General features: G+C 38.1%; 13 protein-coding genes. 5 read left to right on the top strand and 8 right to left on the bottom strand.

The features are described 5' to 3' along the window. Positions 1-91 precede the first annotated feature (91 nt). The 3 genes from IPK31_19935 to IPK31_19925 are packed head-to-tail and all read left to right on the top strand — an operon-like array spanning position 92 to position 2,207. The gene (locus IPK31_19935) at positions 92-640 is read left to right on the top strand and encodes an RNA polymerase sigma factor (GenBank protein ID MBK8089999.1); all 549 of its coding nucleotides are present in this window, start codon (positions 92-94) and stop codon (positions 638-640) included. Continuing rightward, entirely contained in the window at positions 627-1,499 is an 873-nt protein-coding gene (locus tag IPK31_19930; protein MBK8089998.1) for a hypothetical protein, read from the top strand. The genes IPK31_19935 and IPK31_19930 overlap by 14 nt, the downstream gene beginning before the upstream one ends. Positions 1,500-1,502: 3 nt before the next feature. Continuing rightward, positions 1,503-2,207, top strand: a complete 705-nt coding sequence (locus IPK31_19925) for a hypothetical protein (protein ID MBK8089997.1) — start codon at positions 1,503-1,505, stop codon at positions 2,205-2,207. Between the two features lie 47 nt (positions 2,208-2,254). Here the strand turns inward: IPK31_19925 and IPK31_19920 are convergent, their stop codons facing one another. Beyond that, positions 2,255-2,545 carry a hypothetical protein gene (locus IPK31_19920; GenBank protein MBK8089996.1) on the bottom strand — a complete coding sequence of 97 codons (291 nt, stop codon included), beginning with the start codon at positions 2,543-2,545 and terminating at the stop codon, positions 2,255-2,257. Between the two features lie 372 nt (positions 2,546-2,917). On the opposite strand from IPK31_19920, the gene IPK31_19915 reads away from it, so the two are divergent. Together IPK31_19915 and IPK31_19910 are read left to right on the top strand one after the other, a co-directional pair. Next, entirely contained in the window at positions 2,918-3,292 is a 375-nt protein-coding gene (locus tag IPK31_19915) for a hypothetical protein (GenBank protein MBK8089995.1), read from the top strand. Positions 3,293-4,185: 893 nt separating this feature from the next. Further along, a complete protein-coding gene (locus IPK31_19910) occupies positions 4,186-7,134 on the top strand; it encodes a GH92 family glycosyl hydrolase (GenBank protein ID MBK8089994.1) in 2,949 nt (982 codons plus the stop codon). 104 nt (positions 7,135-7,238) lie between these two features. On the opposite strand, the gene IPK31_19905 is transcribed toward IPK31_19910, so the two are convergent. The 7 genes from IPK31_19905 to IPK31_19875 all read right to left on the bottom strand — a co-directional run bounded on the left by IPK31_19905 (position 7,239) and on the right by IPK31_19875 (position 15,538). Continuing rightward, positions 7,239-8,741 (bottom strand): DUF5605 domain-containing protein, encoded by a 1,503-nt coding sequence (locus IPK31_19905; GenBank protein MBK8089993.1) that lies wholly within the window; start codon positions 8,739-8,741, stop codon positions 7,239-7,241. A gap of 114 nt (positions 8,742-8,855) precedes the next feature. After that, entirely contained in the window at positions 8,856-10,379 is a 1,524-nt protein-coding gene (gene glpK, locus IPK31_19900; GenBank protein MBK8089992.1) for a glycerol kinase GlpK, read from the bottom strand. Positions 10,380-10,385: 6 nt separating this feature from the next. Then, positions 10,386-11,366 (bottom strand): ribose ABC transporter permease, encoded by a 981-nt coding sequence (gene rbsC / locus IPK31_19895; protein ID MBK8089991.1) that lies wholly within the window; start codon positions 11,364-11,366, stop codon positions 10,386-10,388. A gap of 8 nt (positions 11,367-11,374) precedes the next feature. Then, positions 11,375-12,880 (bottom strand): sugar ABC transporter ATP-binding protein, encoded by a 1,506-nt coding sequence (locus IPK31_19890; GenBank protein ID MBK8089990.1) that lies wholly within the window; start codon positions 12,878-12,880, stop codon positions 11,375-11,377. Then, a complete protein-coding gene (locus tag IPK31_19885; GenBank protein MBK8089989.1) occupies positions 12,881-13,510 on the bottom strand; it encodes a DUF2291 family protein in 630 nt (209 codons plus the stop codon). Between the two features lie 7 nt (positions 13,511-13,517). After that, a complete protein-coding gene (locus tag IPK31_19880) occupies positions 13,518-14,468 on the bottom strand; it encodes a D-ribose ABC transporter substrate-binding protein (protein MBK8089988.1) in 951 nt (316 codons plus the stop codon). Between the two features lie 95 nt (positions 14,469-14,563). Then, positions 14,564-15,538 (bottom strand): transketolase family protein, encoded by a 975-nt coding sequence (locus IPK31_19875; GenBank protein ID MBK8089987.1) that lies wholly within the window; start codon positions 15,536-15,538, stop codon positions 14,564-14,566.

Here is a 15,538-nt window from a genome sequence, read left to right as displayed (position 1 = left end):
TTTTGGTTATCTGATCTATTTATAGACGATCAGACCAACAGAAAAGTTTCTAAGTGATAACTATTTAATACGGATAAAGGTCAAAAAAAATATGGGAAAAGAAAGTGACCAGTCAGCAGAAACCAGAGTCTTAATTGAGAAAAGTATAATTGGTGATGAGCGGGCATTTAAGAAGCTATATGATATGATAGCAGGAAAAATGTACAGTTTGTGTTTGCGGCAAACCGACAACACACAGGATGCCAATGACATTTTTCAAAGTGCTTTCACGAGATTATTTCTAAATCTGAAAAGCTTCAGATATGAAGGATCATTTGAGGGTTGGGCCAGGCGAGTTTTCGTTAATACCTGTCTTGATTTCTATAAGAAGAAAAATATTCATTTTATAGAAAGCAATGAAGATTTACCAAGCGAGGCAAATGGCTTTACCGGGTTTGACAAACTTGCACTTGAAGACCTGTTTTCATTAGTCAAGAAGCTGCCACACGGTCAACGAACTGTTTTTAACCTTTATCTTGTTGAAGGCTATGATCATAAAGAAATCGCTGAAATGCTGCAGATATCTGAAAGTGGCAGTAAAGCACAGTTGCACAGGGCAAAAAATCAATTAAAGAAATTATTGGCTGATGAGCAACAATAACTACGATATTTTCAAAAGACTGAAAAATTACAGTGTAACGCCTCCCCCTAAAATATGGGAAGCTTTGCAAGATGAGTTTTTTGGTAAACCGGGGGATGCGTACCTGAAAATAAAGAGCAGGGAGTTGCAGAATTTTGAACAAAAACCTCCGGAAATACTGTTTGAACAAATCAAAGTCAATTATCAAAGAGAAAATATACAGGCCCAGCAAAGGGTGACAGGAAATGAAAGAACCTCGGGAAGAATTATTTTTCTTTTCAGGAAGTATGCCGTTGCTGCAGCTATTTTTATTTTCATACTGGCAGTGCCATTTCTATTAAAGAAATACAGCCCTCAGAAGCAGAAGGGACCAGATACTGTTAAAGTGAAAAGTGCTGATAAGTTACTGGAAAATCAACCGAAGCTTAATGAAAAAAAAACACAAGCAGAACTTACTGCAAACAAGTCACATCAAACAGCACCTGGCAAATTAAGCTTTCACAAGCAGACCGATAATTGGCTGGCTGTTTCTTATGTACAGATAAATGGAGATAATCTGATAGTATACGAGAATGATCTGTTGTACACATTTGCAAAACTTAAACCCAAAACAGTGCCATCCTTTTTCAGAAGTTCGGATGGGAAAGAGATACAGATTTCGATTAATGAGTTCACGAATATTTCTGTTTCCTCCTATATGCAGACCATAATTTCTGAATTGTATAAGACGGGTCGAAAAGGGAAACCAACCTGGAAAGCAAGAAGAGTGAAAGGAAGAATTGAGAAATGGAGGAAGAATGATGTGAAACTGTTTGATAAAAAAATGAATGCAAATCCACTTGATATTATTGATATGGGTGATAGCCTGTTTAATTACTGATCCATGAGTAAAAAAATCTGGTCATATATTATTTTAATTTTCGGGTTACTCCTCTCGTGTGAGCTATTAAGCGCACAGATACAGGAGAATTTACCTTTTATTGATACAAGCGGTGAATCCGATTTAACGGTTTCCTACTCACTGAATATCAAATCACTTCAAAAAGAAGGATATGCTGAAACGTATAATGGCGGATTAAAAACGTTGTTTATCAGTAAAGGAAGGGTAAGAAACCGGTTGGTTTCATTAATGCGTATGCAAAGTGTTTTTTATTTTCGGGAAACAGGTAACAGGGAAAGAACAATCGCTATTGTAAATGAATCAGGTAAGGATAAATACAAAACCTACCTGTCGCTGAAAGAATGGCAGCAATACAACCGTAAATACGACAGCAGTACCTGTATACTAAGTAATGACAGTATTCTTATTTTGGGTTATCAGTGTAAAAAAGCAACAATTATTCTGAGTGAAGAACAAAAGATCGTTGTTTTTTATACTGAATTGATCAGGAATTCAATGTTTGAAATTGCTGAACCGGCATTTGCGGGTATTCCAGGGTTGGTATTACAATATACGTACGAAAATGAAAGAGCCGTTTTAACATATACTGCTGTAAGTATATCTGATCTTGCAATCGCTCCTGCTGTTTTTCAGATTCCGGCAATGGGTTACCCGGTGAGGAAATTTGTACAGACTAATAGCAGATAAAAATGCAGATATCAGAATAGAAATTTAAGTGCTCCTGTATTTAGTTTTTATATTTTTCCAGCCCTGTCATTCAGATTTTCAAAAAAGGTGTGAAAATCAGATATGTTTACAGAATAAATAAAGCCGTTTTGGTCAGCCAGACTCACTGTATTCTTGTGTTGATATCTTACATACAGTACATCATCTTTTTTAATATCAAGCCTTCCCAGTTTTATATATTCCTCATCAATGCAATCTTTACAGGGAATGCCTGTTTGACAAACGACACAGTTTGTTCGGTTGTGTGGTTGAAAGAAGCCTGTTTCAATATTTTTTATCGTAGTTAGTGCTTTTACCAACACTTCGTTTTTTTTAGTCAGTTGTTTTTTTTTACTTCAATTTCCCGGGAATTTGTTTTAGATAAACTGAACAATGAACGGGAAGCTGTTTAAAATCAGGTTCATAGGTTAGAAGGAAATACTTCCTCAAATCATTTATAGTAGAATTTAGAGAAAGGGCCTCAACAGAAACCTGCAAAGGCGCCATTTCTGTCATTAACCACCAACAGTATCCAATCTGCAAGTGAAACTTTTTCATTAATAAGACTTTTTTGTTAGAATATTAGTTGCAGGTAAATACTTATTCAGCAAAATAAAACAGACGATAGTCTTTTTATTTTACAAACAGCAACTATTCCATTTATTTAAAAGTCATAGTGTAAAATATTTTTTATGAAAAGAGTATCCTGTTTAGTTATGTGTTTTCTGTTTATGACTATTATTGTTAATGCACAAAGTAAATCAACCAAGAGCAGTAGTTACAAAACAGCTTTGGGTGTAAAAGCCTGGGATGGGGCTGGCATAAGCTTTAAACATTTCTTTCATTCTAAAGATGCAGTTGAGCTTACAGGTTATTTTTGGGGCCATGGGATGCGATTAACCGGTTTGTATGAAATACATACTCCCATTGCTAACGTAACCGGTTTGAAATGGTATATCGGACCCGGTGCCCATATTGGATTTTACAATACGAATTACGGTGATGGCGTGTTTGCCGGAATTGACGGGGTCTTGGTCTTGATTATAAATTCAAATCACTGCCACTAAATATGTCTGTTGACTGGCAGCCGGCTTTTGAATTTGGGAATAACAGAGGTTTTGTTGGGAATTGGGGAGGGCTTGGAATTCGATATACATTTTAAGTTATGTATTTAAGGAGCAGTTTGACTAAAATTTAATGAAATTAAACTTGTAAATAATGAAATATCGAATAATGTATAGTTGCAATGTAACAGATGAATGTATGTAGATTTTTTTTTCGTTTGAAAGAAAAAAAATTGCCAAGCAAACTGCCTTCCACCCCCCACACACACCATAGCGGGTTTAAGGTTTGTCAGTATTCTTCACAAAGCACAGTACATTGCCGAAGCCCTTCCCTGTGAAGGGTTTCGTCTTTTACTGCATATCCGGTTTGTGTAACAACAACCTGCATTCCGAGCACAAAATTTGGGTATTGAATGGGTGTCAAAAATCAAAGAAACGGGAAGTATTGAAAAGATTACCGGCAAATAGAATTGCAGTTAAAACCGAAAAAGATTTGGCAGCAGATGAATTTGATGAAATGCTGAACAGCTACACGCTTTCTGAACAACAGCCACAAATATTTCTTTAAAAGAAATACTGATTGAGCAGCGAGCATTTATTCCCGTTACTTTTAAAGTCAGTACTTGTTTATGTACATTCTCAGCTGGCCTGAGCAACCGGGTTATATTTTCATTCCTGAACTGAAACAGATAATGGAAAAGAAGTTAAGTTGAAACTGCTGCCGAAAGGAACATTTATTTATCTTACAGCTATTGTATTGGATGAGGTTGATCGTATTATTGAACTGTATTTAAAATGATAACCGAAACGGCTCAAACATATTCTGTGTAATAATAAGGAAGCCGTCCTGAGTAAAGCAGAAGGGTATGTTTTATCGAAAAAAAGGATAAACAGAAATGAAAAATAGTCAGAAGAAAGTTATTCAATCAATCACCATTTATTTCCTGCTGTTTGTATTTGGTTTTAGTGCTCCTGCACAAACTAAGTACTCCGGCTTTGTGAATCCTTTCATCGGTACGGGCGGCCATGGACATACATATCCAGGCGCCAGTATGCCCTTTGGCATGATGCAGTTGAGCCCTGATACGAGGCTGGAAGGATGGGATGGTTGCAGCGGTTATCATTATTCAGATTCGCTGATCTATGGGTTTTCTCATACGCATTTGAGCGGTACAGGTATTGCCGATTATTGTGATGTACTGGTAATGCCGTTTACAGGTAATGTAAAATGGAAAAACACTGAATACGCATCTCCCTTTTCGCATAAAAAAGAAAAAGCAGCTCCCGGTTACTATGAAGTAGTGCTTGATAAACACAATATCAAAGCTGAACTCAGTACATCTTATCGCTCCGGTATGCATGCATATACATTTGATGCAAAAACAACCGATGGTAAAATACTTCTCGATCTTCAGCACCGGGATGAAGTACTTGAATCGTCAATGGAAGTTGTAAATGCATATGAAGTTAGAGGTATGCGCCGGAGTAAATCGTGGGCAACTGATCAGTCTTTGTTTTTTTATATCCGTTTTGAAAAACCAATCAGGGAATATGGGATTGCTGTGAATGATGTATTGCAAAAAGGGATACAATCTGCTGCAGGAAAAAACCTGAAATCATATTTTGTTTTTGACCTGCAGGATAGCAGGCGTGTGCAGATGAAAGTGGGTATTTCCGGAGTAAGTATGGAAAATGCAAAGCTTAACCTGGATACGGAAATTACAAATTGGAATTTTTCAGCACTTAAAAAGAAAGCGGAAGACGAATGGAATAAGGAGTTGGGTAAAATTGAAATTAAAGGGGGAACAAAAGACCAGCAGGTTTCTTTTTATACAGCGTTGTATCATGCCTCGTTAAGTCCGAATATATATACCGACGTTAATAATGAATACCGGGGAACCGATCAACTTATTCATAAAACAGATGGGTTTACGAATTACTCTGTTTTTTCATTGTGGGATACGCACAGGGCATTGCATCCTTTAATGTCAATCATTAACAGTAAGCGAACAGGAGATTGGATTAATACTTTTTTAATGCAATACAAATACGGAGGGATGTTGCCGGTTTGGGAGTTAAGCGGAAATGAAACATTCTGTATGATCGGCTATCACTCGGTTTCTGTAATTGCAGATGCATACCAAAAAGGAATCAGAAATTTTGATACACAGCTGGCGTTAAAAGCAATGATGACTTATGCAGAAAGCGAGCGGTTTGGTTTGCAGCAATACAAGAAGCAGGGTTTTGTAAGTAATGATTTTGATCATGAAAGCAGCTCTAAAACAGTAGAGTATGCTTATGACGATTGGTGTATTGCACAGTTTGCACAATGGCTTGGCAACGATGATGTGTATCGGAAGTATTTACTGCGATCACTCAACTACCGAAATCTGTTTGATCCTTTTTCCGGTCATATCCGGGGTAAAGTACAGGGGTTTTGGTTTTCGCCATTTAATGCAACAGAAGTTAATAATTTTTTTACCGAAGGTAATTCCTGGCATTATTCTTTTTCAGCGCAGCAGGATATAGAAGGATTGATAAAGCTGTATGGAGGCAAAGAGAAATTTTTGCAAAAGCTGGAGGAGCTATTTAGTACTACACAAACACTAAGCGGTCGTGACCAGGCAGATGTAACAGGTTTAATTGGACAGTATGCACATGGAAACGAGCCAAGTCATCACATCGCCTATCTGTTCAATTATGCAGGTAAACCCTGGCGCACACAGGAGTTGGTGCATAAGATATGTACAGAGTTTTACCCAAACAGCCCCGATGGTTTAATAGGTAATGAAGATTGCGGGCAGATGAGTGCCTGGTTTGTGATGAGCTCGATGGGTTTTTATCAGGTAACCCCCGGAAGCGGAATATATGCATTAGGTGTAGCATTGTTTGATGAAGTGAAGATTCATCTTGAAAACGGGAAGACATTTACAATTACTGCGAACAACAGGAAGCCATCGAATTATTATGTAAATAATGTAATACTCAACGGAATACCATATGCTGCAACCTTTATAAAAAATACAGATGTTGAAAATGGAGGAGAACTTGTATTTGAAATGAGCAATCAACCCAATTTAACACGTGGCGTGAAGAAAAGTGAAATGCCTGTTTCGTTTGTGAATGATGAACAGTTTGTTGCAGTGCCTTTTTTTAAAATGCCCAGTAATAAATTTAAATATAATCTGAATATTGTGTTGCAACATCTTGATGCCAAAGCAACACTCTTTTACAGTATTCAAAGAAAAGGTGGAAGCCCATCAGCTTTTATTCGCTATACTAAGCCTTTTGCAATAAATGAAACGGCTGTTGTAAAACTGTATGCAGAAAAGAAGGGCTTTAAAAGTGCGGTTATCACGCAACAATTTCATAAAATTCCTTCCGATAGAAGTATTAATGTATTAAGTAAAGTGCATCCGATGTATACGGGAGGAGGGAACAATCTGTTAATCGATGGAATTACAGGAGCAGCCAATTGGAAAACCGGTGACTGGCAGAGTTATTATGATACGGATTTTATAGCTGTTATAGATTTACAGCAAACAAGACCCATTAACTATGTAGGAGTTCATGTATTGCAGGAGGTTAGCCCTTGGATTGTTTTTCCTGGAGAAGTGTTCTTTGAAGTGAGCAAAGATGGTAAAAATTTCATACCGCTTGCAAGGGTTGTGAATACGGTTACAATGAATGAACGGGGGCCTATTGTGCAGGAGTTAGGCAGTAATGTAAAAGCAAGTGCAAGGTTTATACGGGTGGTTGCAAAAAGTGGCGGCAAATTACCTGCATGGCATGAGAGTGCAGGATCGCCTTCGCATATTTTTATTGATGAAGTGATTGTGAAATAAGTTGATGGCAGATTTTAAACTAAATTGGAAAAGGCATTTAACAGGTATCAGGCTATTGTGCTGATTATACTATTATAAATGTAAAACACACAAACGTAAGACTGCTATTTTGTAATTTCTGTTATTCGCAATGCGATATAAGGTTTTGCTGGCAGTCTGATTTTTTTTCTATCCTTATCATATAAACGGTAATCTTCTGCCGGAGTTGTTTCAAATACAGCAGTAACAGGTGTAATCGTCATATCCCAGGTGTCAATAATTTCTACTTTATATTTTTTTCCTGCGGTAAGCCTGGTGAATGAACCATTTCTTTGCGGAAGATTGAAATACCAATACTCATTCATCTCTTTTCCGAAATAAACAATGAAGTGTCCGTTGCCGCCTGATGCTGTTTTAAAATCACGGCTTCCATCAGATGCTTCTAATGGGCCGGGTGCTTCTTCTAAAATCTTCCTTAAAAACCCTGCTCTCTTCCAGCTTGTACCTTTGAATGTTCCGCCTTTTGCCCAGAAGATGGTATCAGTTGCATCTTTAAACATATACGATTCGCCATGCGTAACATAAGTACCCCCAATAGCACCCATCCACATCAGGTAGTTCATCTCTTCGCCACTATAGCGGCCCCAGCGGCTTACAAGGTTTCCTTCATAACCCACTTCATCATAAATAACAGGTTTATAATAGGCATTGCGTAAAATAACAGCCGCACCCCAATGCAAAACCGGGCCTTCATCCTGTATGCTTACATGCGTATAATACGGCAACCAGTATTCAATATATTTTGCAGTGCTTCCATGTATAGAAGTTAAATGATGATAGGGGTCAGTTTCGGCTACAGCTTTTGACAACGCAATCCAATCGTCATGTGATTTATATTTTACCAAATCCCATTCGTTTGCAAGTGACCACCATACATTCCGGAACGAGCCTAACCTTGCAACAATGTATTTGATGTATTTGAAATTTACATCCATTGGTAATGAATCAAAACCCCAGCGGCCTTTATCATACGGATGAAAAAGAATCAGATCAGCTTCAATGCCCAATTGATTCAATTCATCAATTTGTTTTTCCAGCACACGGAAAAAAGCGGGGTTAAAGGTGGTGAAATCCCAGACCTTTCTTTCTTTTCCATTCGGCCCTTTTTCTATTCCGGCTGAAACGAAAGGGTATATTTCGGGTTCTTCTTTTACCAGGTTGTAATCTTTGGGAAATACACACATACGCACTTTATTGAAACCAGATTGTTTTAATGATTGCAAAGTCATTTCCTGCACTGGCTTACTCATGTGGTTCCATGCATAAGCAGTAGTACCTACAGGATAGTATTGTTTGCCATCTGCATACTTGAAATTATACGTATTGCTTACCCTTACTATTCCATGATTATTGCCTGATGCAGCTACACATTCAAAATTTCCTTTTTGATTGTTGAGTTGCTTTATGTTACTGCTGGTAACGTAAGTCCAATGGCCGGGTTTTTCCGGCATAAAACGGATTATAAACGTATTATCGCCATCATAAAATCCATCTGCAATATATGTCGTGTCTTTGCTGATAAATTTAGCGGTAAGCTTTACATTGGCAAAAGCATTGCCATTGTATATTTGTTTTAATACAACTTCAAACCTGTTCCATTGCTGTACTTGCTGTTGGGCAAAGAAAAGAACCGCACAGCAAGAATAATAAAGTAGCTGCTAAGCCGGCTTTGAATTTCTGTTTCATATGCCTGAACTGATGTGATTATTTTTTATGATTAAATACTGTTGAATTTCATGCTGCCAACCCTTATATTTTTTTTCTGCATCAACAGTATTGGCTGGAGTGTAATGTTTTTTATCTGTTTTCATTTTCTTCAGAGCATCAATACTTTCATATACCCCGGAGCTAAGGCCTGCCAGCAATGCTGCCCCCAACGCAGAAACGTCAGGCATGCCAATGGTAGCTACCTTTTTATTCAGCAAATCAGCGATTAACTGAATCACAAACAGGTTGGAGCTGATACCTCCATCCGCATTGAGCTCTTTTAATGACAGTCCTGCGTCTTTTTCCATAGCAGTTACCACGTCCATTATCTGATAGGGGATAGATTCAAGTGCCGCTCTTACAACATGATTTTTAGTTGTGCTGAAACTCATTCCTGAAAGCGAGGCCCTTCTGTCCATTTGCCAATGTGGAGAACCCAAACCACTGAATGCCGGAATTAAATACACCCCGCCATTATCTGCAACAGCATTGGCCATGGCTTCTGTTTCTTTGCTGTCATTAAAAAGATGTAATTCGTTTTTCATCCATTCAATTGCAGCGCCGCATGAAACAATCACACCTTCGTAAGCAAAGTCAATTCTGTTTTCTATACTCCAGCATACGGTTGTAACCATTCCGTTTTTTGAAGGCAATGGTTTGCTACCTATATTCAGTAAAATACTGCAACCTGTTCCTAATGTGGCTTTGGCGGTGCCTGTTTCAAAACAACCTTCGCCAAATGCGGCTGCATGTGAATCTCCGATAAGTGCAGTTATGGGAACAGCATTTTTAAACAATCCGTTGAGCAGCGTTTCTCCAAACAAAAAGGAGGATGATTTTATTTTCGGTAATTGAATACCTGTCAGTCCATAAGCATCAATTAATTCTTTATCCCATTGCAGTGTATGCAGGTTAAAAAGTAATGTACGGGATGCATTTGTGTAATCTGTTGCGTATTCTTTTCCGTTTGTTAATTTGTATAATAACCAGGTATCAATTGTTCCGAAAAAAGCATTGCCGCTTTTAACTGCATCTCTGATGGTTTCATTATTCTGAAACAACCAGATAAGTTTAGTAGCAGAAAAATAGGGGTCAATCACCAGGCCTGTTTTTTGCTGTATGCTTGCTGACAAACCTTTTTCTTTTAACTGCTCACATACCTGCACCGAACGTTTGCATTGCCATACCACGGCTGGATATAGTGGTTTGCCATCTTTATCCCAGATAACAAATGTTTCCCGTTGATTGTCTATACCTATGGCAGCTATATCTGTTTCTTTAAAACCCTTTTCGTAAAATTGTTGTAAACATTTTTTTACTGATGTCAATACATTCTGATATATAGCTTCAGGGTCCTGTTCCACAAAACTATTATCAAGGTAATTGCTGTGAAGGGGTTCTGAACCTTTGGCAATTGCGTTGCCATCTGAATCAAATATTAGCGACTTCGTAGAGCTGGTACCCTGGTCTATTGCCAGTATATATTTTTTGTTTTGCAAAATAGTTTATTCTTTTTTATCACCCATTTTATCAATAATAACTGCCAGTAATATCACTCCACCTTTCACTACCTGCTGCCAGAAAGGAGAAACATTCAGCAATACCAAACCATTATTTAATACGCCGATAATTACAGCGCCAATAACAGTACCCCACACACTTCCTTTACCACCATTTAATGAAGTGCCGCCAATGACAACTGCTGCAATAGCATCCAGTTCGTAACTGATACCGGCATTGGGTTGTGCAGAATCTAACCTTGAAGTAACAATCACACCACCAACAGCAGCCAGTGCTGCACCCAAACTATACACTATTAATTTTACCCTGTTAATGCGAATACCCGAAAGTTTAGCGGCAGTTTCATTGCCACCAATGGCATAGATATATCTTCCGAGTTTTGTTTTTTTGGTAATAAAAACCGCCAGCAAAACTACAATCGTTGCAATCCAAACCGGCACAGGTATACCAATAAAAGAACCTGCACCGATATATGCAAAATTATTTCCAAGGTTGCTGATAGGGTGGCCTCCTGTATACAACATGGTGAAACCTCTTGCAATAGTTAGCATGGCTAAAGTGGCCACAAAGGGCGGTACTTTAAATTTGGTAATCACAAGTCCGTTGAATAAACCCAGTAAACCACCAATAATAATTGCACCCAGTACAGCACCTAAAATTGTGAAGCCAATAAAAAGGTCTGCTGAGGGAAACTGCATGCCATTTTTTAATAAACCGGCAGTGATAGCGCCGCATAAAGCTAAAACAGAACCGACAGATAAATCAATACCTGCTGTAAGTACTATTAACGTCATACCGGTGGCGATGCAAACATTTACTGCAACCTGTCTCAGTACATTTACTCCATTGGCAGCAGTAAAAAACTTATCGGTAAGAAAACTTAATACAATGCATAATACCAGCAGTGCAATCAGCGATTGAAATTTACTTAAGTTACTTTTATATGATAATGCAGTTGTTGTCATTCGTTCAATCAGTTTTTATGGATGGCATATTTTAGAATTTCCTGTTCGTTAGCAGCAGCAATTGGCAGATTGGCTGTCAGCTCTCCTTCACACATTACCAGAATTCTGTCTGATACAGCCAGTATTTCAGGCAGCTCAGATGAAACCATGATGATACCAAGACCCTCAGCTGCAAGTGATTTCATCAACTTGTATATTTCTGATTTTGCAGTAATGTCGATACCACGGGTAGGTTCATCAAGCAACAATATTTTTGGATTGGTGGCCAGCCATTTTGCAATAACAATTTTTTGCTGATTACCACCACTCAGGTTTTGTGCAGCATTATTGCCCGATGACGTTTTAATGCCAAGCCTGCTGATATAATTTACCGATAACGCTTTCTCTTTTGTATTACTCAGCATAATGCCCCATTGCTGCAATTGCTGTAAAATGGTAAGGCTTATGTTTTTACTTACAGATTGATTAAGAATTAAGCCCTGCAATTTTCTATCCTCCGGTACCAAAGCAATACCGGCCTTAATAGCGTCGCAGGGGGACTTGATTTTTTTTACTGACTCTTCAACGAATATTTCACCACTTGCATTTTTAGGATGAAGTCCAAAAATGGTTTCCATCAGTTCTGTTCTGCCTGCACCCATCAATCCATAAACCCCTAAAATTTCGCCTTTGTATAAATTGAAGGAAATATTACTGAGCAAACAGGTGGTTTTTATTTCAGGATGACGGAGGTATATTTTATTAGCAGAAAGTAATATTTCTGCTTCAGTTGCATTCCCTGTTCGCTTTTGCAGTGTAACATCTCTGCCTGTCATTTTTTGAATCAACGATTCCTGTGTTGCCTGTTGCATATCGCCAGCATCTGCAGTAGCGCCATCTCTTAATACAACATAGTGGTCGGCAATGGCAAAAAGCTCTTTAAACTTATGAGAGATATAAGCGATTGTTTTTCCTTCACTTTTTAACTGAGCAATAATGGCAAACAGGTTATCCACTTCTTTGTCGCTGATGGCAGAAGTAGGTTCGTCCATTATAATAACAGATGCATTGGAATATAATGCTTTTGCTATTTCCACTAACTGCTGCTGGCCAACTTTTATTTCAACAATTTTTGTATCGGGGCTTATGGAAAGATTTAATCTTGAAAGTAATTGCTTTGTAATTTCATTCATCCTTTTTTTATCCAGCACACCAAAGGCATTGGTAAGCTCCCGGCCCAGAAAAATATTTTCTGCGATGGTTAAATGCGGAACAAGGTTCAGCTCCTGGTGAATGATGGCAATGCCTGCATCTTCGGCTGCTTTTGTACCGGAAAATTTAACCGGCTTTCCGTTATAAATAATCTGGCCTTCATATTGAGTGTATACTCCTGAAAAAATTTTCATCAAAGTAGATTTACCTGCTCCATTTTCACCAATGATTGCATTTACCTTGCCGGGATGCAATACAAGATTGATGTTTGAAAGGGCAGTAACACCCGAAAATTTCTTTGATATATTTTTTGCTTCCAGCATTTAGTTTACTATTTGCAGGCGGAGAGGAAGCAGTTCCAATCCGTTCCATTTAATATGCTCTTTGTTTAATTCAACTGCAGCAGTGATTTTCAGTTTATCTCCTTTCTTTACACTTTTCCTGAATATGGGCAATACAGTTGTTCTCACTGTTTTATTCAGTTCTTCAGAAATACTGTTTAAATCGGATGTGTTAGAGAAATCTTTCAGATCTACCAATGCAGAGGCATCACGGATGGCATTGCCATAGATATATTCTGTGGCAAGTACAGCATTCAGTGCAGAGTCGGAAACAGATATTTGAATCAGTAATTCATCTTCATTTACAGCTGTAACAGTTGCCTGGGTTTTAATCAATGCGTACCGGTAATTACCAATGCCCAAAGCATTTGAATAATTGTTAAGTGCAGCTTCTTTGTCAGCAGTAACTGCGTTTATCAAAACTGCTAAATCAACAGCACTGTCAAGTTTTTGTGGCATTTTTTCGGACCACAATTGTTTAGAAAAAGTTACGGCATCAAATTTCTCAACAGATGAGTTTCTTACATCACTAAGCTTTTTAAAGTAAACTGAGTTATAACCCACTAAACCTGTGATGGCTGCAATAAGAATATATGCTACAAGTTTCTTCATTGGTTGTTTATTTTTTACCGTAAGCAATGTAATCGGCAATATTTTTTACAGTAACCAATTCAACTGCAACAGGTATTTTTTCCGGAAAATCTCTTCTTCCTTTTATATATTCATCTGCAAACTGTGCGGCCGTTTCGGCCATTACTTTAGGGAACTGCATGCCGGTTGCTGCAATTTTATTTTCGCCAATAGATGTAATTACATCTTCTGCACCGTCAAATCCATATACTTTTATTTTATTTGCCTTTCCGATTGAAACCAATGCCTGGTAGGCTCCGCTTGCCATGCCATCGTTACCACAAAAAACGGCATCAATACCAGGGTGGGCCTGCAAAATGGATTCCATTACTTCCATTGCTTTGTTGCGGTCAAAGTCGGCACTTTGCTGCGCAACCATTTTTAACCCCGTGTAATTATCCACCACACTGTGAAAACCCTTGCTTCTTGCCCAGGTATTATTATCACCCACAATACCGAGCAGTTCTACATAGGTTCCTTTTTTATTTAATTGCTGAGTAAAATATTTTCCAATAGCAACTGCACCGGAATAACTGTCGCTTAAAATTTGTGAGGTGGGATCGTTGCTGTTTACTTCCCTGTCCATGCAAAACACCGGTACACCGGCAGCTTTTGCTTTTAATACATTGGCTACAGACCCATTTGCATCGGTAGAATTAAAAAGAATTGCATCAAAACCCGAAACAATGATATTTTCGAAATGATCACTTTCTAAAGCTGTGTTGTTTTGGGAATCAAAAATCTTCGCTTCATAACCCAGCGCCTTTGATTTTGCAGCAGCTGTTTCTGCAAGGAAAACAAACCAGGGATTATTGAGTGTAGAAACAACAATAGCAATCTTGTGCTGTTTTTTGTCTGTTGTTTTGGTTTTACATTGAGTAAAAAAAAACAGCATTAACAATAATAGCAGCAATGGAGAAAATGGCACCCGTTTTTGCATTGAACAAATTTTACTTTGTAATTCAATCGTTAAAATATATTCCTGTGGCCGGTACTTAAAATAACCTGTTAATAGTCTCTAATGCAACAAATAACTTAAGAGTGCACCGGTTTTTTTTCTAATAATTTATTCACCTCTTCAGCAATACCTTCTTCATTTATTCCATAATGATTAAAAATATCCTGTTGTGATCCTGTGACGGTGTACTCATCAGGTATTCCAATAATTTTAAATGGTTTTGCAAACTGGTTCTGCAGCAGGTAAGAAGCACAGGCTTCACCCAATCCACCATTCACACTATGCTCTTCTACCGTTACAATTGCTTTACATTTACCGGCAACAGTCTGTAATAATTCTGTATCCAAAGGTTTAATGGTATGCATACTGATGACGGTAGCATAAACTCCTTCACTTTTTAATTTAGCCGCCGCCTGTAATGCCGGGTAAACAGTTTCTCCGGTTGCAATGATTGCAACATCATTTCCTTCTGTAATTATTCTTCCTTTTCCAAATACAAATACATCATTATTTATTGCTTTCAAAGGAGGCATTGGCTTTTTGCCAAAGCGCAGATAAATTGGCTGATTGGTTTTAGATGCCAGCTCAATAGCCTGTTCGGTTTCAAAATTATCAGCCGGTGCTACAATCATTATATTATTGATTGCTCTTAAGGCAGCATAATCATGTAAACTGTGATGTGTACTTCCCAATGCACCATAACTGACGCCAGCACTTATGCCAATCACATTAACGGGATTATCACTGTAGGCGACATCATTCTTTATTTGTTCTAATGCCCTTGCGGTTAAAAAACAGGCAGGTGAAACGGCGAATACTTTTTTGCCGCATGCCGCTAACCCGGCAGCAACACCCACTAAATTTTGTTCAGCAATACCAATTTCCACAATCTGTTTCGGGAATTTTTTCCCAAAGGGCACCAGTTTTCCTGAGCCACGGCTGTCACTGGTTACAGCAATAACATTCTTATCATCTGCAGCTAAGCGCTGTAATGTTTCTGAAAATATTTCTAAGTTTGCCTTGTAACTATTTGTATTGATCTGATCTGCCAT

This window comes from Chitinophagaceae bacterium, assembly GCA_016713085.1.
GTDB lineage: Bacteria > Bacteroidota > Bacteroidia > Chitinophagales > Chitinophagaceae > Lacibacter.
The sequence above is the reverse complement of the archived record's forward strand: the minus strand, read 5'-3'. Positions and strand labels throughout refer to the sequence as shown.